Below are 20107 nucleotides of genomic sequence, written 5' to 3' on the forward strand. Positions count from 1 at the left end.
CGGTGATTTAATTATTCCACTATTAAAAACATCTTATCAAAATTGATGACAACTTTGTCAAACAGCATAATAAAGGCCATTCCTAAAGATCCATCTTCATTCCCTTGCCCCACGAAGACAGGATCGAGATTCACTTCAAGATTTTTCAGTTCAAAATCTCTTGCTCCGACTTTTAGAGTAAAAACAGGTAAGCGGTATATGTCTTTCATTATTACGCCACCAAAACCACCAGATAATTTCGACTCCTTTTTTCCTTCTTTATCTATCATTTCCTTATGCTTTTCATAATATTTATAGTGCAAACCTCCACCGGCATTTCCCGTATCGAAATGCATAATAAGACGCTCTGTATTTGAATAGGCTTCTATATAGGGATGGTCTGACAGAAATATCATATTATTACCTGTCGGAGGCAAAGGAGTTTGGCTAATAGGGAAAACCAGCTTTTTCTCCTGAGGTAAAATTCTTACTTCTCCCGAAGCTTTCATTATACCCGATCCAAGCACAAGATCTACTTTGAAAACAGAGTCTACAGCTAGATTCGGAGGGACAACAACTGCTGTTGAATTCTTGTACACCATATTACCTACACGTAAACTGTCTATCAAGGCTATTTTACCGATTCCGCGACCGACCCCGTTTACCATTACTGAATCTGCAACAGTTCTAAGGTTCAGCTTTGATGCATATTCTTCAGATATAAATGCACCGCCGGGGCATCCTGTATCGAATATAAACCTTTCCGGGAAACCGTTTATTGTAACTGGTACATAAATCAATTGTCCACCCACAGACAGGGAATCTATTTCTATCGGTATTTCACAGTCAGCTAACGGTCGCTCTAAAGCCGGTGGTGGTACACTCCGCATTTTATCATACACTGCATAAGTTTCTTTATAACTTTTCAGCATCGTACTATCCATATGCTCCGATACCTCATTCATAAAATATTGCAAATCATTGGCAGCCTGACTGTAATTGCCCATTTCAGCCTGTACCATACACTTTTTCAAAAACATCGCTTGCACATTCATAAAACCGATCTCTTGCTGATGATATTCCAACAAACGATTTATATCATCGAGTGCGCGTTCCGGACGATTGAGAGAAGAGCTCAATACTGCTTCCGACAAACTTTTCAGCATAGGATGAATACTGTCTTTAAGTGATGGATATTGACGGTTCAACTCTATATAATCTGCTCGATTCAATAAGGTGCTAGCTCTTTCATCTGGGGCTTGAGCACACACATANCATAATATTTATAGTGCAAACCTCCACCGGCATTTCCCGTATCGAAATGCATAATAAGACGCTCTGTATTTGAATAGGCTTCTATATAGGGATGGTCTGACAGAAATATCATATTATTACCTGTCGGAGGCAAAGGAGTTTGGCTAATAGGGAAAACCAGCTTTTTCTCCTGAGGTAAAATTCTTACTTCTCCCGAAGCTTTCATTATACCCGATCCAAGCACAAGATCTACTTTGAAAACAGAGTCTACAGCTAGATTCGGAGGGACAACAACTGCTGTTGAATTCTTGTACACCATATTACCTACACGTAAACTGTCTATCAAGGCTATTTTACCGATTCCGCGACCGACCCCGTTTACCATTACTGAATCTGCAACAGTTCTAAGGTTCAGCTTTGATGCATATTCTTCAGATATAAATGCACCGCCGGGGCATCCTGTATCGAATATAAACCTTTCCGGGAAACCGTTTATTGTAACTGGTACATAAATCAATTGTCCACCCACAGACAGGGAATCTATTTCTATCGGTATTTCACAGTCAGCTAACGGTCGCTCTAAAGCCGGTGGTGGTACACTCCGCATTTTATCATACACTGCATAAGTTTCTTTATAACTTTTCAGCATCGTACTATCCATATGCTCCGATACCTCATTCATAAAATATTGCAAATCATTGGCAGCCTGACTGTAATTGCCCATTTCAGCCTGTACCATACACTTTTTCAAAAACATCGCTTGCACATTCATAAAACCGATCTCTTGCTGATGATATTCCAACAAACGATTTATATCATCGAGTGCGCGTTCCGGACGATTGAGAGAAGAGCTCAATACTGCTTCCGACAAACTTTTCAGCATAGGATGAATACTGTCTTTAAGTGATGGATATTGACGGTTCAACTCTATATAATCTGCTCGATTCAATAAGGTGCTAGCTCTTTCATCTGGGGCTTGAGCACACACATACATGCTTGATAATACGAACACAAGCAATAAAATGGTATTTTTCACTCTCATGATATATAGATTAGATACTATACAAATCTAAGAAAAAATATCATAAGATAGCAGATATTTTTATATATTGCACTGCTTTTCTCTGAATGAAAAATAATGAAAAAACTAGTATTTTGTTGCCTATGTATTTTTGCCTTGATGGCTTGTGGTGAACGAAATGTAATCATAGGAAGATGGGCTATGGAGATAGACGGTACAGATGAGACATCTATCAAAATGCCTGATGATACGATTGTATCACCGGAACTCCGCTTCGAATACGATACAGTATACATGGATGTGCGGACAAGTGAAGGCTCCGTCAGAAGCCAGTGCATAGGTATCTACACCATTAAAGGAGATAGCGTAATAATAACAGATAGCTACGGCAAACAGCGGAAATGTCAATTTGCACTGAAAGACGACATCCTTACCGTTATGGATAAAGACGATCCGGAGAAAATAGTAATGAGGCTGCGAAGGATAAAAGAATAGAGAATATAAAGAATTGAAAAGTTTTTTTCCTATTTACAGAAAGCTCCCTCAGGGAGTTTTTTTGTTATGCATTATAAAAATTATCGTACTTTTATAGTCTGTTAAACTACAAGTTATAAAATGTCCGACAAAAAAATCCTTTATTTTCATATAAATGCAACTTTTGGAAATAATATTGCATCAATGTAAGTAGAGAGTATAGTTAGCCGATGAACGAACAGTTATTAATAGCGGGATGTAAACGTGGCGAATCATGGGCTCGTAAGCAATTATACGAGTTACATGCACCGGTCATGATGGGTGTTTGCATGCGCTATACTAACGACAGGGAGACGGCTAAAGATATACTTCAGGATGGGTTTATCAAGGTATTTACCAAGATAGACACCTATTCCGAAACAGGTTCGCTAGGCGGTTGGATGCGTCGGGTTTTTGTAACTACAGCACTCGAATATCTCCGGCGAAACGACGCTCTTAAATTAAGTGTAAGCATTGACGATTACAACGAAGCGATGGAGAATGTCGATGTTTCGGCTTTGGATCAGATTTCGGCAGATGAACTGATGGCGTGTGTAGCTGCATTACCGGAAGGTTACCGGACAGTTTTCAACCTTTTTGCGATAGAAGGATACACACATAGCGAAATAGCAAATATGCTGAATATCAAAGAAAGTACCTCGCGTTCTCAATTTATCAGGGCGCGGAAAGTTTTACAAAATAAAGTGGAATCTCTATTAATGCATGAAAATGCCAGACAAGAAAAACCATAACGAACAACCTGACGAGTTCAGCAGACTGATAGGGCAAAAACTGGAAGATTACCGGATGCCTGTAGAAGCAGACTACTGGAACGAGATTGAGCTTCGGATGAAGCCCAAACAGAGGAAGTCTGTCTGGTGGATTGGGGGCTCTGTTGCAGCAATAGCTGTCATCGTGATTTTACTACTCTCTATACCCAAAAATGACGAGCCCCCTTTCAATCCGGTTGCAGGAATAAATAATTTCAATGCTACTGATTTCATAATATCAAAACCCGAGAAACAAACAAACACAGTTGTTAGCACCACTAACAACAATATATTACAACTACAAGCCAAAAGTTATCCGGTCTCTATATCCAGCAAAACAGAAAAAGATACATTGTTAGCTGAAGAAAACAATACTTCGAACGAGTCATTGCCTGTAACGATTGCCGATACCATTAGTCTGGCACATGTTGAAGAAATTGTACAGGACGTAATCGCTGAGGGTAAAGATCTGGCTGAGAATAACGTTAATACTACTGATACGATTTCTAGTGCTCCAACCATACAAGAGAAGAAACCGATAGAGAAGAAATCCAAAGAACCGGGCAGGCTATTAATCGCAAAGGCAGAGAATAATGACAACAAATGGCTGATGTCTGCATCTGTTTCATCAGGAGGAGGTTCCTCTTCCAACGGAAATATGCATAAGGGTCTTATGTATGACTATGCTACGTCGGCAAATGTTTCAGAATCATTCACTGATGCTGCTCCGTCCTTGTTAAACAGGGAATTGAATGTAAATGATTTTTCAGAAATAGATCACTCTTTGCCGCTGTCATTCGGTGTGAATGTTCGCAAGGATATTAACAAGTACATCGGTATTGAAACCGGATTGACATATACCTACTTGTCATCAAAGTTTCAAAAGAAAGCGATTAAATCATTAGAAGCCCGTCAGGAACTGCATTACCTGGGTATCCCTGTCAATGTAGTCCTGTATTTGTGGAATAGTTCAAACTGGAATATCTACCTGTCAGCCGGAGGTATGGTGGAAAAGGGACTGACATATAAATATACGGAAGATATATATGACAAGAATAACAATACTGCGGTTGTTCATGACAAGGGTAGTATAAGCGGCCTGCAATGGTCTTTGAATGCATCATTGGGTGCATCGTATATGTTCTATAATGACTGGAGTATATATTTTGAACCTCGATTCTCTTACTATTTTAATAATAAACAACCAATTAGTATTAGAACGGAAAAACCTTCAGTATTTGGTCTTGGCGCCGGACTCAGATACAAGTTTTAAAAGCAACTCGGAATTTTTAATAACTTAAATCTTTAAACGATGAAAAAACTACTGTATTTATTATACATTAGCACATTCTGTGTATTGTATAGCTGTAGCGACAATGACAATACTGAAACCATCACCTACAAAATCCACGAACCGGTATTTATGAATGCCACTACTTTTCGTAATTCCATAAAGGTATCAATCACACCTGAAGAGATTACACAAAAAGGCAAAATATGCTTCTATGAGGGCTATCTTTATATATCTGAGCCGGACAAAGGTATCCACATCATTGACAACCGCACCCCTTCTACTCCAAAAAATGTCGGTTACATAGAACTTATGGGGAATGCAGACCTGAGCATACGTAACAATATGCTTTATGCAGACTCCTATATAGATCTCGTATGGTTTGATATAAGCAATCCTGCACAACCGGAACTCAAAGGTCGGTTAGAAAATGTCTTTGAAAAAGCTTTACCTCCAATGGAAGATTTCCAGTTTGGATATGACTATGCAATGTGCTATCCTAACAATGAAAACAATGATATCATAGTAGGCTGGACGCTGGTAGAAAGAACCGAAACTGTAAAACGGAATCCGGGTTGGTGCTATGATTATGCATATATGGAGAATAGTAGTAGCGGTAACAGTGCTAGCGGTTTGAATGGTTCCATGTCGCGCTTCGGATTATACCAGGGCTACCTATATACTGTAATTAATAATAGCATGAGTATATTTAACCTGTCCGGGGACAAACCTGTAAAAGCTGCAGATAATATCTATATTGGAGGGAATGTAGAAACAATTTTCAGCTACAAGGATAACCTGTTTATGGGTACACCTACCGGAATGTTGATATATTCGGTAAAAGATCCGCTGAAACCCGATTATCAATCATCTTTACAGCATGTCTATGGTTGTGACCCTGTGGTTGTGGAAAATGATTTGGCCTATGTCACCATTCATTCGGGAAATATGTGCGGACAAAATGCAAATGAATTGTTTATAGTAGATGTAAGTGATGTAAAAAAGCCAAAACAGATAGTATCTTATACAATGGCCAGCCCTAAGGGTTTGGGAATAGATAATGGAACATTATTCCTTTGTGATGATGGCCTGAAAGTTTATAAATCGGACGACCCTCAGAAACTGATATCCAATCAACTGGCTCACCATAAAGGCATGAGCGGATATGATGTGATACCGTATGGCAATACATTGATGATGATTGCTGAAGACGGTTTGTATCAATATGATTATAGCGATCTACAGAACATCAGACAAATTAGTGTACTTAATATCGGTAAATAGTTATAATAAGATAAATGATAAAAAAATGAGCCGGATTTTATCTCGGCTCATTTTTTTGTACTTATATATTCAATTAACGCTCACTAGCTTTAGGATCGGGACCATATTGGTTATCTCCTTTTTCCCCTTCGGTGATAGCTAATATTAAGCTGTAAATAGGAATAAGCAGATACCAACCGCTTTTGCCTACATCATGCATGCGTCTGATGCCAACAGCTAAACCCGGAATTGCTATTGCTAAGGCAAACAACCCTATAACAATAAAAATAATGGCACTTAAGATGCCGGAAATAAATGCAAAGATTATACCAAGAATATAAAGGACTATAATTGGTATTGTTGCTACCAAAGCAAACATCCAATACTCTTTACGTCTCGCTCGTCCGTTAAAATCCGCATAATGTTCTTTTACTACTTTTAAAAACCACTCCATATAATTCTGTGTGTTACGTTAAGTTCCTACTCATATGGCTTTTCGGGTCCGCCTCGTTTGTGTATGGTCTCTGAACTCCATATAATTTTGTGTGTTTTGCGAATATATATAAAAAAACTAACAGTTTATGTATTTTAATTAAATTTTGGCACGGTTAACTTTTGTCGTATCTGATATTATACTTTTTTTAACAATGTATAAACAGGTCAAAGAACTATATCAATTTGAACTTTAGATATAGATAAATATATCAAGATAAGATAACAGAAAGTATTTGCTATTTAATCTATTTTAAATGCGGCATAAAAGCAAACCGATGTAATCTTTTGATTATATATTAGTTAACAGAAAATTCAATAAACTTAAACTCTATACCTGGAACTAAACGGTAATGAATATGTAGATTATAGTGCAACCTGCATCAAGAAGTAAAGTTAAGAGAAGAGTAATTAATTTAGCAAAAGAACTCTTCGTAAGTTTATTCTATATCATAATATAGAATAAAGATCTTTGCAAATCTTTCTATCCAAATTAAAAGAATATGGAAAACATGAATGTTTCTTATCCTGAACAAATCCCGAAATTGAGTATGACATCACATTTCTTTCTAAATAATATTGTTAATATGATTAATAATAACCCTTTGACCTCATAACAAAATTAAAGCAACTTGAAGACAAGGAATACTTTAGATTTTACATACATTATTTCTAAAAAAAGCATAGGATAAATTAAACATTAATTAAATTATGTTATTTTTATGTTTTGTTCATGAAATCTGAAGGAGACATTTATCTATATGATAAAAAGAGAAACATTCTTCTTTATATAAATGGCCTGAAATCGTAATTCAAAGACTAATAATAAATATCTTAACTATGAAGCCTGCCCAAATTCTCTTCCTGCTATCCCTGTGGGTAGCATTACCCGGTTTTAGCCAATTGAACAATTCTCACAATCATCTTCGCCCCGGCGATGTGTTAATCAAACAACAGGTAGAATATAGAGATCCAGGAAATGCGGGAAAAGACCGGCTTTGGGATTTCAGTAATCTCAAGACACTGAATAACGCCTATACCCTGACATATTCATTACCACCTCTGGAAGGGGATAGTGTTTATATACTGGGTGATACCCGCTATCCCAAAAAGGATATTTCGGACAATGAGCTGATTGTGGGTACAGAGCATAATACGATGTATTATTACCGGATGATACATGATTCCCTGTTACAGACCGGACATGAAAACCCCGTTGTAGAACTGAAATATACCACACCTATGGTACTGATGCAATACCCGCTGAATTACGGTCAGTCCATTAGCTCGGATTATACCTCTAAAGGTTTGTATTCGGGCACAGTGGACATACATACCCATGGTACAATGGTTACCGCAGCAGATGCTTATGGTAAGATGATACTGCCATCCGGAGATACCTTAAGTCCGGTACTCCGGGTAAAGACAATACAGAGTATCCTTGATAGCCCTGTAGAAGGTTCATTTAGCATAGAGACGGGCGATCAGGGCAAACAGCTCGAGACCTGCCGTTGGTACAGCAAAGGCTATCGCTATCCGGTATTTGAGACAGTGAGAAATATTAACCTGAATGACAGTACGGAAATCTTTTCTACAGCATTTTTCTATCCGCCACAAGACCACCTTTATCTGGATACTGATCCTGAAAATCTTGCTTTGCTAGAAGAGGTATGGGATATGGATAAGAAGCAGGAGGAACTGCAAGAACAGGTAAAGACAGTATCCCTGGAAGATATTATGAGTTGCAGGATATATCCGAATCCGGTAACCTCCATCCTGAACCTGGAGTATGAGTTAAAGCAGGAAGCGAAAGTCGCTTTTGAATTGTATTCGATCGATGGTATGCCTGTAAAGAAGATCGCAGCTAAAAGCAAAACAGCGGGTATTTATTACGAAACGATAGACTGTTCTTCCTTGCATCCGAAAAATTATGTGCTGAGGATTACTGCTAACAGCGTGTTAATAAATGAAATTATTATAAAGAAATAAAAAGGGTCTGTTATGAAAAAATATTTATTATCAGTAACCTGTAATTTTATAGCCTTAATGCTAACGGGACAATCGGGTAATTATACGGCAGAATTACAGAAAATCATACCCCAGACTCCCTAGGCAGCAGCGTTTAACCGCTATGGGGAGTATCCGGTGAGTCCGGCAACGGGCGTGCCACAAATCGACATCCCACTTTATGAAATAAAAGCAAATGATATAAGCATTCCTGTATCCATTTCTTATCATGCCTCGGGGATTAAGGTCGAAGATGTGGCCACACCTGTCGGTTTGGGGTGGACTTTAAATTTCGGAGGGGTGATAACCCACTCCGTATATGGCCTTGCAGATAAACCCGGTTATACGAATAATATAATCAAGTCCTCCAACCATGTAGCGGATCTTATGACTAAAATCCAATATTCCTGTGATTTACATTGGAAGCCATGGGCCAGTTATACAACATTAGACGATACCCAGTCAGACAGGTATGTATATAATTTCAATGGTAAAACCGGGGTGTTCAGGTATAACTCGGTGAATAATGAAATAGTGACAGTTCCATATGCCCCCCTTATAATAGAAACAACATCCGATGGCTTTAAGATAAAGGATACCGACGGCCTTATATATTATTTCGAAGCGAAAGAAAGTTCAGGGCCGTCACACAGCATCTATATTTCTGCCTGGTATATCACAAAGGTAGAGTCACAAATTACAGGATCTGCCGTAAATTTCAAATATAAAAGTATGAATAGTTATAGCGAATATGTAACCTCTCAAAAAGTATCAAGGGGAATAGGCTATGACTATGATTTACCTCCGTCACAAGTGATTTGCAATCACTTGCCTGATATTGAAAGGATTTACAATCCGCGATAAGAATCCTGGTGGGTTGTGGATAAGATCAAACATGATGGCAGTGAATTTAAAGTATTCAAAGAAACACCTAAAGGTCTAGAATGGATTCATGACGCTGATAAATATGGTGATTTCATTCAAAAATAAACATAAAAGTTCAACTGGTACTTTTATTTCATGGGGCGAATTAAAAACTATATATTGAAAGGTAATATGAGAATTATAAGAGAAACTGGTCAAAAAAAGTTTCCACTGAAGTGGGCTAATTTAAAAAATTATCCAAAGAGTAAAGCTTATCGAAAAGAAATTTACTTAAAAAATGACAATGATCTTGTTGTTGAGTTAAAAGGATTGTTTTATAATCTTTTTGATAAATATAAAACTGACATATTAATATATGATAGTTCTTGGTGGAATTTTACTCTTGATACATGGAATATTCAAAATAATACTTATGATTACAGTGTTGAAAATAAGTCAAAAGAAACAAAAGGTTATTTATCAATGCTTGGAAATTCAGAGATTGAAAAAGGATATTCCGGAGTTTGTGAATGCCTTGATTGGGAAAAATACTTACAAATAGTGATTCCTTGTATTGTATTCCACGAAGCACCTTATAGCCATATCTTTTATAATGAAATAGAAAATTTCTTTTTTTATTTTCACCATACAGGAAGTATAGGTTTGTATTATGAAGAAGAAAGTGAAACAATGTTAAATATTTTAAACTTAGCAGAGATGGAATATTTAGTAGAATAAGTAAATACAATACCCCGCTCGCGCAGACGTCCCGCCTGAGTGTTGCGTAGCAATAATAACAGTCCTGCTGATTTATCATCGACAGGATAATTTATCTATAACATATACATTTTGCTCAGCGGAGCAGGAAGTAACAAGAAGAAAATAGTGTAATATCTGTTACCTTTGTACCTTTTCCAATACTTAATATAATTCACTAAATTTACCACAGTCTATAGAGATAGATAACCCAAATGTCAAGGGCCGGACAAAATATATGTATACAGCCACAGGAGTGAAGCTACAGCTTATCCATGAGACGGATATGAACCTTCAGGCGGCTACCGTTATGGCTACAGCCCCTTTCAGTACGCAGGTAGTAGAGGTAAGGACCACGGATTATATAGGAAACAAGGTTTATGAAAACAATGTCCTCAAGCGGATACTGATAGATGGGGGATATATAGAAGGTATGACTTACCATTTCTACTTGACCGATCATCTGGGTAATAACCGTGTAGTGGCCGAAGCTGACGGCATAGTGGTGTTGGAATCAGTGCGACAGGTGTTAGTACTGATGGAGGTTTTACTATTACAAAAGTGATTTATGCAAAAGACTTATAGATTTATGAAAAAAAATATAATAGTGTTATTGGTTGCTCTTATTAGTGTACCGATTATTAAACAAATAGCAGATATTAGGAGCAATCAACATCCTGATTTTTTTGAGTATAAAAATACTTTCTCCGGAATCGTAATAAAGAATGGAATCGGGATGGCAGGAACAAGGGTAATTTCATTTAAAGACAAATCAATATTTTATGTAGGCTCACTTTATAAGAGTGATACAGTAAAAGGAGAACAATTAAAATTAAAAAGATGGGATCAGAAAATATTAAATATGTTTTTACAATATGGAGATTCTATTTTTAAACATGAAAATTCAGATACTATTTTTGTTTATAGGAATGGGATTGAATATACTTTTATTGACAGAGCCTACCGAGAATAAAGAACCCTTGGAAGCTTTGATAAGATATAGAGACGGCATACAATAATCCATTTTTATTATCTTTGCTATGCAAATGATTAAATAACAAAAACGCTAACCAATTGATAAATCAACGATTAGCGTTTTACTCTGTACTCGGAGCGGGACTTGAACCCGCACAACCTAATGGTCACAAGATTTTAAGTCTTGCGTGTCTACCATTCCACCATCCGAGCAGCCTAAGAGCGAAAGACGGGATTCGAACCCGCGACCCCGACCTTGGCAAGGTCGTGCTCTACCAACTGAGCTACTTTCGCATTTTTACTGCTTGGGAAATCCTCTTAAACCAACTTTATGGCATCCATTCCCATTTAGCGAGTGCAAATGTAAAAAATGTTTCGGGTTCTACAAAGGAATCAGTGAAAAATTACGGATAAAATATACGGAATCTAGTTCCATCATCATTTACTATACGATACGATTGTAAATTTTCCTTAGTCACACCACTTTTTCGAACGCCTGTGAAGATATCATAAATTGAGCCACATTCAGGACATTTTACGGTTCCTTCATTTGTCGGAACTACCCTGATACTAACCATATCTTCATGAGGACAACATAAGTCAAATACTGCATATGGAGCATCACTTAAAGTCGTATTTACAACCATGAGTCCAGAATAACCGAGATAGGAAGGTAAGCCTGCTCTTATACCTATATATGTTTTAACTTCTTTTATATTTGCAACTAGCTTATCATAGTTTTCCTTATCTTGTTGATTCTTTAAATATATACCTATATTTCCTCCACCCATCAAATGATTATCGAATGAATTTGGATAAATGAAAAACTGTACGGGTGCAGCAGGGATTGTATATTTCTCCTCCTCTTTCCCGCAAGAAGAAACCACAAACATCAACAAACCTATTATCAATATATCTTTAATCTTTTTCATCTATATATAACGTAAATCATACAATCAATATTACTTCTTACTGCGTTTTAACGCTTCCAAATTTCGTTTCAGTCCGCTATACTTTGCCCGTTTCACTGCCGAACCTTTAAAAATAACCTGATATTCTTCCACTGTCAGATTATCTAGCTTCTCAAAAGACAAATCAAGAAAAGCCTGCGACGGATCAAACTCCTCAGTCTTATGCGGCTTCGAATACCTGTTCCAAGGACAAACCTGCTGACAAATATCACATCCGTAAAAACGGTTGTTAAGATGAGGTACAATGGCTTCATCTATCTCTCCCTTATTTTCTATAGTCTGATACGAAATACATTTATTGGCATCTACTATCCTGGGTGCTACAATTGCTTTTGTAGGACAAGCATCAAGACACCGCGTACAGTTACCGCACGAGAGGGACAAAGGTTTGTCATACTCCAGATCCAGATTAAGGATTAATTCTCCCAAAAAGAAATAAGACCCTCTTTTTGGAATAATAAGCAATGAATTCTTACCGATAAATCCTAATCCGGCCTTTGCTGCCCAATAGCGCTCCAGAACCGGAGCTGTATCAACAAAGGGGCGTCCTTCGGCCGATGGGTTTAATGACTTAATGAAATCAAAGAGCTGTTGCAATTTAGCTTTTACCACATCGTGATAATCTTTCCCGTAAGCATAATACGCAAACTGTGGATTCTCTTCCGGCGCCTTTGCCTCCGGATAGTAATTTAATGCCACACATACTACCGAGCGGGCACCTTCGACTAACAAAGCAGGATTGCATCGTTTATCCTCATTACGTGCCATATAGTCCATTCCTGCATAAAATGAATTATCAATCCAGTTTTTATAACCTTCCTGATTCTCCAAGTCTACTTCCTCGGCACTGCAGATGCCGCAGGCATCAAAGCCAAGCGTCAGGGCGTATTCTTTTATTTGAGCCGAAGTTATCAAACCGTCCTATTACTTCTGCCGTTTATCAACCCGTCTTGTCCCAAAATAATCAAAGGCAGTAGGATCTACATATACTTCTTCCTTAGTATTCTTATTCCTGAAGACGACAAAGTCATGATCTTTAAACCAACCGTCCTTGGCATCCTTATGCATATTGTTTCCAAAGAGGTATAATTTTCCTTTTTTAGGTTTGGCTTCCCATTCCTTATCCATCCCGAAACGCTTTATCAGATAATTACCCACAGCAGCAGTAAATGAAGCATAACCTGCATAATTAGCACCGCCATTCTCAAAAGCTTTATGAGGCTCGCTGTCATTATACATTGCCGAAAAATCAAGAGCATCTCCCGTTATATCCAACGATAAATCGATGATAGTTTCTATATCTATATTCGCATCCAGCGATTCATCGTTTGGCAGGCTCTGGTTGATATAAGAAGCCAGTTTTTCGTCCTTTATATCATATGATTTGCGCCCTCCTGCGTCTTCATATTTTACCACCATCCGGTAAACACTGCCCTTCAGGAAAAAAAGCAGTATAATGACAATTACCACAGAGATAATTACCGTGTAAACCGTATTCTTCTTATTTTTTTTCATATATAATTGTATATTATAACCTTACTCTCAAAAAAGTAACAAAAGTAACACTATTTATCAATATGGATTCTATTATTTTCTGTACCATACAAGACAAAAATAAACATTTAACTTGCAACCTATTACACCTGTTACATTCTGCCTGTCATTTTAACTTAATACAGTCGGGAAATCATTTATATTTAACTTTCATTTACAATATACAGTTAAAAGGTAACAAAGGTAACACCTTTTTCAGTTAACAGTAATCAGTTAATAATGCGAATCAGCAGTTGGATTTTAATGTCGGATTAACTTCGACTACACTTCGTTTCGTCAGAATGTTCATTTTGGCATTGCCCAAAACGAACCAAAAGGCTAGCGCTTCGTTCCTCGGCGACCTGTCAACGGCTTGCCGGCTGAAAGGGACAAACGGGCTATCGCCCCATCCCTTTCTACGCCGACTGTACCGGACAGGTGCCCGCCTGCGTCACTAATGCGCGTCCGCTGACGCCTTAGTGGGCAAAGCCCTTTGGTGAATAAAATATGCGTCAGCCCGCGCCGTTAGCTTCATGGACGGGGTACCCGTAGGATGAAAAGGCGAAAAAAACGGAAACGTGTTTGAGCTTAATCGCTGATTCGGATTATACAATCTTTTCAGCGAGTTTTTCCGTTTCGTCTTTTTGTCCGTTACGGGTCGGCCTTTGAAGCGGGGCGCTAAAGCGTTTTTGGTTCCTTTTGGGGCTTTGACCAAAAGGGACACAAGCAATTTTAATTGCGCGTAGAAAAAATTGCTTAAATTAATCCGACATTAAAATCCAACCGCTGATTCACACTAATAATAAAACGCTATTTATGCATGTAACTATGACTACAGAGTCTGATCAGATCAATATGTATAGATAAAATTTTATCCGATCCCTACAAAACAATAGGATTTATAACAATTACATTTACCCCTCCCTCCATGTAATTATTCTTATACACATATAAAATCGTTGACAGATTATTATATTTTCATGTTAATCAAAGCGATTTGATTTTTTTTTCATAAATTGCATAAAGTTAAAATCAAACCTTAAACCTAATATGGAAACATTAAATGAGTACGGCGATCTGTATAAAAAAACAACAGGAATACATGGAGCCGATATCTCTTCCCAACGCATGGACGATCTGGACAAAAAATGTCTTATATTCGCATTAAACTTACAAAATGATGATACAAAAATTAGTGTTGACCTTGGTGCCGGGTTTGGATCTCAGTCATTAAAGCTGGCTCTCATTGGCATCGAAGCGCACATGTATGACATTCTGGATGTAAGCAAAGAGATCGACCAGTTAAAACAATTATTACAAATACATAATTTATATTTCCATAAAAAAGACATCGGACAGGAAGATTTCTCCACACTCAAACCGATCGATTTAGTATATTCTCAAAGATTTATTCATTACTTGCCATATGCGACAGCGCGGTTGCTGGCACAAAATATTTATAAAAGACTAAAGATCGGGGGTAGAGTATTCATATCAGCTTCAGGCATAAATACAGAACTCAGTACAGATTATAGAGGGAAAGAGGTACCTGTGCAGATGAGATATTTCCCGTTATCCCAATCGATGAGAGAAAAGCATGGAATTTCTACTGATGTATGTTTATACTCAAAAGAGGAACTATCTGATTTATTCTGCTCAAATGGCTTTAAAGAAATACAGGTATGGGAGTCCGGTTTTAAAAACATCAAAGCTATTTTTGAAAAATAAATGAAAATCTTACGAAGGCGCAAAACCCAGATAGCTGTAATCGGAGGCATTCATATTGATGTATTGGCCGATTACAAGATTTCCGAACAAGGGAAAATCGACAAAATAGGAGAACTAAATTATTCTATTGGAGGTACAGCTTATAACATAGCCCATTTTCTCCACAATGATAATGTCCCTGTAGATTTTTTTTCTGTTCTGAATCAGAATAGCTTCTCAACATCATGGATAAAAAGAGAAATACGACACACCAGAATTAATTATTTTTTCCAGTATGAAAGTAAGGAATATTTCGAAAACGGATTCATAGCAATACGCAAAGAGGGAGAATTAGAAAATGCAGTTACAAGTTCTTTCTTATCGAAAGTCCAATTAGATATTAGCCTGATAAAAAAAATAATTAAGGGAAAGAAGATAGTAGCTCTGGACTGTAACTTCGCAAGTCGTCAGCTAATAGACATTTTCGAAATATGCAAAAGAGAAAATGTACTTACGGTAATATCCAGTACATCTGATAGCAAAGTAAACAGAATTAAAGTAATAGCAAAATCATACAATATTGATTTTGTTATTATGAATGAAAAAGAAGCCCGGGTTTTCTTCCAAAAGGATATTAAGTTCATTAAGGCAAGCGAAATTCCTCCATCAATAAAAAACCTTGTTATTACCTGTGGCGAAAAGGGCTACTTCGTTTATTCCCAAAATGAAAAAGCCCGTTATCCCGCTCCTCATATAACTGAAATAGAATCTACCAGTGCTGCCGGAGATGCTTTGGTCGCAGCTATTGTGAGAACACTAAAAAGCAATACGGCATTTTCATGGAATATTTGTTCTAAATATATAAACAAATATGTGTCTGAGGCTTTATCTCAACGATGTACGTATATAAAACCAACAAGGAAGAAAAAATCGTACAAAGCCTTATTTATATGGTTATTTGTTTTCTTGATTATCTTACTCACATTAGCGACTTTTGTAAGTTCAGAAAATTCGGATATAACTATTTTGTTTGCAATAATAAGTATTATCCTGGCAATTGGCCAAATAATCAGAAGTGAACTTATGTCAGAAGATTAGCCAATATAGTCGATCGGGGGGTGTCAGTAAATGCTATTTACCCAGCAATCCCTTACTTACATACCATCTGAATTGCAGCAATTTCAAGCCCTTGCCCGGAGAAAGCATCAGTGTGTATCCGGTAAACAGGACAAGAGATGCCATCCATTTCTTGCATTCCGCCAATACCCTGTTCCGGTATGCCTTCAGGGAGACACCTTTTGTGCGAATCCGCTCGCTTTTTCCTATGGAATATGTCAGTTCTCTGAAATGTGCTTTAGTCAGTTTCTTTTCGGGTATATAGTGATGAATTCCCATCTGTGGCAGATAATAGAATTGCTCATTACCACGCGTAAGCCTGTCATAAAGGTCTTTTTCTTCCGCCCCTATCAGTCCTGTACCTTTCCGTCCGAGTTCGACATTGAATAGTCCGTATTTTTCAAAAACTTCTTTTCTGAATGCAGAATTTCCTCCTCCGGGATACCTCCCGTTTCTGAACGGTTTCACTTTATCACCTTCATACAATGCACCTCCAAGAAGCTGCTCGGTATAATGGGATAGCCATTTCGGTTTTTCCACCTCATATACGGGGACAATAGGGCCTCCGCAAGCATTCACTTCCGGATAGCTATCAAAGAAGTTATTTATTGATGATAAATATGATTCGAATACAGTTGCGTCATCGTCCACAAAGACAAGAATATCTCCCCGACTCTCCTTCACGCCCCTGTTACGGGCATACGACAACCCCTGATTTGTCTCGATAAAATAGCGGAATCCGACCTGTGGATAATCTTCACTGAAGCGGTTGCATATACTTTCCGTACTATCTGTACTGTTATTATTTATAAGCACTATCTCATAGTCCGTGTATGGAAAGTCCTGTTCGGCAATGCTTTTCATGGCATTGTAGATATATTTTTCCCTGTTGTAAGTACAAAATATGACGGAAAATTTCATCCTATCTCGTTTTTCTCTGTTATTCTGAACGCAGTGAAGAATCTCATGTTTTGTAGATTCTTCACTTCGTTCAGAATGACAAGAGTATATTTATTCTTCTTGTTTTTTCCTGACAAAAGGCATTACCACCATACCGATCAGCAACAATATCAGGGCAGCGGATGAAGCAGTAGCAACTGTACGGCTCAGATAATAGTCTTTAGGTTCGAACTTGAATACAATTTCATGTTCGCCCGCAGGAACACGCATTGCCCTCAGTGTCCAGTCGGCACGGAAATGCGGCGCTTCCTTACCATCAATATATGCCTGCCAGCCGTCAGAGAAATAAACCTCCGATAATACGGCTAATTGCTCGGTTGCGGCTTTCGACTTATATTTAAGTATGTTCGGCTTGTATTCTGTCATTGTGATTGTAGCTGTCGAATCCGTAACTATATTCAGCCCCGACAACTCCTGTTCGAAGCGTTTATCTATAACTGCCATTTCAAGCGGGTTAAGGGTATTGACAGCCGTGATCTCTTCATCGGCATTATTCACAAACTTATATGCCGGTACAAACCATGCTTCACCCAGAGCATACGGATTCACTATCGGTGCCAGTTCCGGATGATAAATCACATATTTGGCATTCAGCATATTCAATGCTGTAGTGGCTCCAAACATCGGAGAAATACTATCTTGCATAGCCTGGTTGATAGTCTCGGGGCTTCCCTGTCCTTGTTGAAGTTTGGCGACTTCCTGCTGCAATAAAGCATTCGCTTTTTGCCGGATAAATCCGACTTCGTTAAACAAACGGTGGTCTATCAACTCCTGATAACGCTTCAATTTGGCGGCATGGTAACCACCTATAGATTTATGATAATAAGACGTATTTGCATCTTCGAATGTATTTGCAAGATTCAATACCCTGTATGATGGATATTTATCTTGCAGGATAATCTTATCAACTGTCGATTGTGGGAAACTTTGAGTTTCGTATGTATTTTTATTGACGAATTTAGAGTCATTCAGATAGCGCTTGTCTACACCCCAAAGATCAACCAATACCAACAATATAATAGCTATAGAACCATATAATGCCAGTTTTTGCTTTTCCATCTTTGTCCGGAGTGAGAAAAACAGCACTGCACCTGCCAGCAATACAAATATCAATGAACGCAGTGCATCGGATGATAACAGATCTTTACGGTCGGCAAGCAAAGCATTGTAATACCAATCAGGCACCTGTGTACGCCAAGCGGCATCGGATTCGGCCATAAAGTTGAAGAAGAAACCCGGAGCGATCCAAAAGAACAGGCACAACCCACCTATTATACCAAGAGAAATATAAAGCGCCTTTTTCAGTTTTTCTTTATCTATATCTGCCGTAAAGAATCCCTTCAGTCCCCATACGGCAATTATCACCATTGTGAGAGCCGGAATAACCAAGGCTGTAGATACCGCCCTGAATTTGCTATAGAGAGGAAAATGGTAGAAAAACAGATCATTGAACCATTCCATATTCTTACCCCATGCAAGAAAAATAAAGAATACAGTCGCAATCAGCAATCCCCACTTTACTTTACTACGGATTACAATCATCCCCAATACAAAAAGAAAACATATAATCGCCCCGAAATAAACAGAGCCTTGAGTAAATGGCTGAGCTCCCCAGTATGTATATGCCTGTACTCCTTTAGGGTCTACCTGCGCCCCCTGTTTTACCATTTCTTTATACAAATTCGAAGACTGGTCCAATGTACCGCCGGATACACCTCCGTGTATATTGGGTATCATCAGGGTGAAAGTCTCAGCTTTTCCGTAACTCCAAGCAAAGACATAATCTTTGTCGAGTCCCGTCGATTGTTTTTCTCCGGCAGAAGCCGCAGCAGCGGTAAGCTCCGATTTTCCCCGCGTACTTTCCCTTGCCATTTCCATATTGGCATAGATACTTCCCATATTACACAAAGCAGCGAGTACCAGCGCGACAGCCATCGCTCCGGATGCTTTAAGGAGGGATTTTATATCTTTCTCCGAAAGCATCTGCACGGCAAACGCAATGAACAGAATAGCACAAAGGATGCCTGTATAATAAGTTATCTGTAAGTGATTGCTTTTAATTTGCAATGCCAAACCTAAAGCGACGAGGAGACCTCCGAGAAGTATTTTCTTCCGGAACAGCACCATTATCCCCGCCACAATCAGCGGCATATAAGCGAGTGCCCACGCTTTGGTCACATGCCCGGCTTCGAGGATGACAATATTATAGGATGACAGCGAATAGGCGATTGCCCCAAGTATGGAGAATCCGGGCTTGAATCCCATCAGGCAGAATAATATATAAGCCATCAGCATCCCTGCAAAGACAGGTCCGGCTGAGCTTCCACCCAAGGCTTTCAACGGATATTCTATATAATCGAGAAAATTGGGGCTACCACCCCATATACCTATCTGGTAGGCAGGCATACCCGAAAACATAGCACCTGTCCAGGCAGAAGATTCTCCTTCATTGTTATAATATTCTCGTAATTCCTGCGATCCTCCGGTATAGTGCATCACATCGTTCTGAGACAATATCTTTCCTTCCATCAACGGGCTGAAATAAATCATCGTTATTGCCAAAAAAGCTATAATAGCAATAATATGTGGTACTATTTTCCCAACTAATGATTGTTCCTTTTTTATCATCCTATTT

Annotated in this window: 20 protein-coding genes and 2 tRNA genes; 12 read left to right on the plus strand and 10 right to left on the minus strand. The window is 38.3% G+C overall.

Annotated elements, in window-relative coordinates; translation table 11 throughout:
- Positions 1–11 precede the first annotated feature (11 nt).
- Both QZL88_RS04690 and QZL88_RS04695 read right to left on the minus strand, forming a co-directional pair.
- Positions 12–1211: a retropepsin-like aspartic protease gene (locus QZL88_RS04690; protein WP_296938891.1), complete on the minus strand. Its 1200-nt coding sequence runs from the start codon at positions 1209–1211 to the stop codon at positions 12–14.
- Positions 1208–2275, minus strand: coding sequence for a retropepsin-like aspartic protease (locus QZL88_RS04695; protein ID WP_296938892.1), 1068 nt, complete (start codon positions 2273–2275; stop codon positions 1208–1210). The genes QZL88_RS04690 and QZL88_RS04695 overlap by 4 nt, the downstream gene beginning before the upstream one ends.
- Positions 2276–2371: 96 nt before the next feature.
- Between QZL88_RS04695 and QZL88_RS04700 the strand changes: the two genes are divergently transcribed.
- The 4 genes from QZL88_RS04700 (at position 2372) to QZL88_RS04715 (ending at position 6112) form a co-directional block, all read left to right on the plus strand.
- Complete coding sequence (locus QZL88_RS04700) at positions 2372–2749, plus strand: hypothetical protein (RefSeq protein ID WP_296938893.1); 378 nt, start codon at positions 2372–2374, stop codon at positions 2747–2749.
- A gap of 209 nt (positions 2750–2958) precedes the next feature.
- The gene (locus QZL88_RS04705) at positions 2959–3519 is read left to right on the plus strand and encodes a sigma-70 family RNA polymerase sigma factor (protein ID WP_006800536.1); all 561 of its coding nucleotides are present in this window, start codon (positions 2959–2961) and stop codon (positions 3517–3519) included.
- Positions 3497–4810, plus strand: a complete 1314-nt coding sequence (locus QZL88_RS04710; protein ID WP_296938894.1) for an outer membrane beta-barrel protein — start codon at positions 3497–3499, stop codon at positions 4808–4810. Before QZL88_RS04705 ends, QZL88_RS04710 begins: the two co-directional genes overlap by 23 nt.
- Positions 4811–4849: 39 nt before the next feature.
- Positions 4850–6112 (plus strand): hypothetical protein, encoded by a 1263-nt coding sequence (locus QZL88_RS04715; protein WP_296938895.1) that lies wholly within the window; start codon positions 4850–4852, stop codon positions 6110–6112.
- 73 nt (positions 6113–6185) lie between these two features.
- Here QZL88_RS04715 and QZL88_RS04720 read toward each other — a convergent pair whose 3' ends face one another.
- Positions 6186–6545: a DUF805 domain-containing protein gene (locus tag QZL88_RS04720; RefSeq protein WP_296938896.1), complete on the minus strand. Its 360-nt coding sequence runs from the start codon at positions 6543–6545 to the stop codon at positions 6186–6188.
- Between the two features lie 878 nt (positions 6546–7423).
- Between QZL88_RS04720 and QZL88_RS04725 the strand changes: the two genes are divergently transcribed.
- From QZL88_RS04725 to QZL88_RS04745, 5 genes are all read left to right on the plus strand, one after another.
- Positions 7424–8572, plus strand: a complete 1149-nt coding sequence (locus tag QZL88_RS04725; RefSeq protein ID WP_296938897.1) for a T9SS type A sorting domain-containing protein — start codon at positions 7424–7426, stop codon at positions 8570–8572.
- A gap of 156 nt (positions 8573–8728) precedes the next feature.
- The gene (locus QZL88_RS04730; protein ID WP_296938898.1) at positions 8729–9454 is read left to right on the plus strand and encodes a hypothetical protein; all 726 of its coding nucleotides are present in this window, start codon (positions 8729–8731) and stop codon (positions 9452–9454) included.
- A gap of 192 nt (positions 9455–9646) precedes the next feature.
- A complete protein-coding gene (locus QZL88_RS04735) occupies positions 9647–10192 on the plus strand; it encodes a hypothetical protein (RefSeq protein WP_296938899.1) in 546 nt (181 codons plus the stop codon).
- A gap of 256 nt (positions 10193–10448) precedes the next feature.
- Positions 10449–10775 (plus strand): hypothetical protein, encoded by a 327-nt coding sequence (locus QZL88_RS04740; protein ID WP_296938900.1) that lies wholly within the window; start codon positions 10449–10451, stop codon positions 10773–10775.
- A 24-nt stretch (positions 10776–10799) separates the two neighbouring features.
- Positions 10800–11183, plus strand: coding sequence for a hypothetical protein (locus QZL88_RS04745; protein WP_296938901.1), 384 nt, complete (start codon positions 10800–10802; stop codon positions 11181–11183).
- 132 nt (positions 11184–11315) lie between these two features.
- On the opposite strand, the gene QZL88_RS04750 is transcribed toward QZL88_RS04745, so the two are convergent.
- From QZL88_RS04750 to QZL88_RS04770, 5 genes are all read right to left on the minus strand, one after another.
- Positions 11316–11398: transfer RNA gene (locus QZL88_RS04750), tRNA-Leu, on the minus strand.
- Between the two features lie 8 nt (positions 11399–11406).
- A tRNA-Gly gene (locus tag QZL88_RS04755) sits at positions 11407–11479 on the minus strand.
- A gap of 110 nt (positions 11480–11589) precedes the next feature.
- Entirely contained in the window at positions 11590–12117 is a 528-nt protein-coding gene (locus QZL88_RS04760; RefSeq protein ID WP_296938902.1) for a hypothetical protein, read from the minus strand.
- Between the two features lie 30 nt (positions 12118–12147).
- Positions 12148–13071, minus strand: a complete 924-nt coding sequence (gene queG / locus QZL88_RS04765) for a tRNA epoxyqueuosine(34) reductase QueG (RefSeq protein ID WP_296938904.1) — start codon at positions 13069–13071, stop codon at positions 12148–12150.
- A gap of 9 nt (positions 13072–13080) precedes the next feature.
- Positions 13081–13671 (minus strand): hypothetical protein, encoded by a 591-nt coding sequence (locus QZL88_RS04770; protein ID WP_296938905.1) that lies wholly within the window; start codon positions 13669–13671, stop codon positions 13081–13083.
- Between the two features lie 272 nt (positions 13672–13943).
- On the opposite strand from QZL88_RS04770, the gene QZL88_RS04775 reads away from it, so the two are divergent.
- The 3 genes from QZL88_RS04775 (at position 13944) to QZL88_RS04785 (ending at position 16494) form a co-directional block, all read left to right on the plus strand.
- Entirely contained in the window at positions 13944–14147 is a 204-nt protein-coding gene (locus QZL88_RS04775; RefSeq protein WP_296938906.1) for a hypothetical protein, read from the plus strand.
- A gap of 592 nt (positions 14148–14739) precedes the next feature.
- Positions 14740–15417, plus strand: a complete 678-nt coding sequence (locus QZL88_RS04780) for a class I SAM-dependent methyltransferase (RefSeq protein ID WP_296938907.1) — start codon at positions 14740–14742, stop codon at positions 15415–15417.
- Positions 15418–16494, plus strand: coding sequence for a PfkB family carbohydrate kinase (locus tag QZL88_RS04785; protein WP_296938908.1), 1077 nt, complete (start codon positions 15418–15420; stop codon positions 16492–16494). It begins immediately after the preceding gene.
- Positions 16495–16527: 33 nt separating this feature from the next.
- Here the strand turns inward: QZL88_RS04785 and QZL88_RS04790 are convergent, their stop codons facing one another.
- Positions 16528–17433 (minus strand): glycosyltransferase family 2 protein, encoded by a 906-nt coding sequence (locus QZL88_RS04790; protein ID WP_296938909.1) that lies wholly within the window; start codon positions 17431–17433, stop codon positions 16528–16530.
- A gap of 90 nt (positions 17434–17523) precedes the next feature.
- Positions 17524–20100 carry a hypothetical protein gene (locus tag QZL88_RS04795; protein WP_296938910.1) on the minus strand — a complete coding sequence of 859 codons (2577 nt, stop codon included), beginning with the start codon at positions 20098–20100 and terminating at the stop codon, positions 17524–17526.
- Positions 20101–20107: the final 7 nt, after the last annotated feature.

The sequence above is a fragment of the uncultured Dysgonomonas sp. genome, assembly GCF_900079725.1.
Classification (GTDB): Bacteria; Bacteroidota; Bacteroidia; order Bacteroidales; family Dysgonomonadaceae; genus Dysgonomonas.

Bases quoted from the DNA above. Each gene is read 5' to 3' on its own strand.
- QZL88_RS04700 (WP_296938893.1), top strand. From the start codon at position 2,372: ATGAAAAAACTAGTATTTTGTTGCCTATGTATTTTTGCCTTGATGGCT.
- QZL88_RS04705 (WP_006800536.1), top strand. From the start codon at position 2,959: ATGAACGAACAGTTATTAATAGCGGGATGTAAACGTGGCGAATCATGG.
- QZL88_RS04710 (WP_296938894.1), top strand. From the start codon at position 3,497: ATGCCAGACAAGAAAAACCATAACGAACAACCTGACGAGTTCAGCAGA.
- QZL88_RS04715 (WP_296938895.1), top strand. From the start codon at position 4,850: ATGAAAAAACTACTGTATTTATTATACATTAGCACATTCTGTGTATTG.
- QZL88_RS04720 (WP_296938896.1), bottom strand. From the start codon at position 6,545: ATGGAGTGGTTTTTAAAAGTAGTAAAAGAACATTATGCGGATTTTAAC.
- QZL88_RS04725 (WP_296938897.1), top strand. From the start codon at position 7,424: ATGAAGCCTGCCCAAATTCTCTTCCTGCTATCCCTGTGGGTAGCATTA.
- QZL88_RS04735 (WP_296938899.1), top strand. From the start codon at position 9,647: ATGAGAATTATAAGAGAAACTGGTCAAAAAAAGTTTCCACTGAAGTGG.
- QZL88_RS04740 (WP_296938900.1), top strand. From the start codon at position 10,449: ATGTATACAGCCACAGGAGTGAAGCTACAGCTTATCCATGAGACGGAT.
- QZL88_RS04745 (WP_296938901.1), top strand. From the start codon at position 10,800: ATGAAAAAAAATATAATAGTGTTATTGGTTGCTCTTATTAGTGTACCG.
- QZL88_RS04760 (WP_296938902.1), bottom strand. From the start codon at position 12,117: ATGAAAAAGATTAAAGATATATTGATAATAGGTTTGTTGATGTTTGTG.
- QZL88_RS04770 (WP_296938905.1), bottom strand. From the start codon at position 13,671: ATGAAAAAAAATAAGAAGAATACGGTTTACACGGTAATTATCTCTGTG.
- QZL88_RS04780 (WP_296938907.1), top strand. From the start codon at position 14,740: ATGGAAACATTAAATGAGTACGGCGATCTGTATAAAAAAACAACAGGA.
- QZL88_RS04785 (WP_296938908.1), top strand. From the start codon at position 15,418: ATGAAAATCTTACGAAGGCGCAAAACCCAGATAGCTGTAATCGGAGGC.
- QZL88_RS04790 (WP_296938909.1), bottom strand. From the start codon at position 17,433: ATGAAATTTTCCGTCATATTTTGTACTTACAACAGGGAAAAATATATC.
- QZL88_RS04795 (WP_296938910.1), bottom strand. From the start codon at position 20,100: ATGATAAAAAAGGAACAATCATTAGTTGGGAAAATAGTACCACATATT.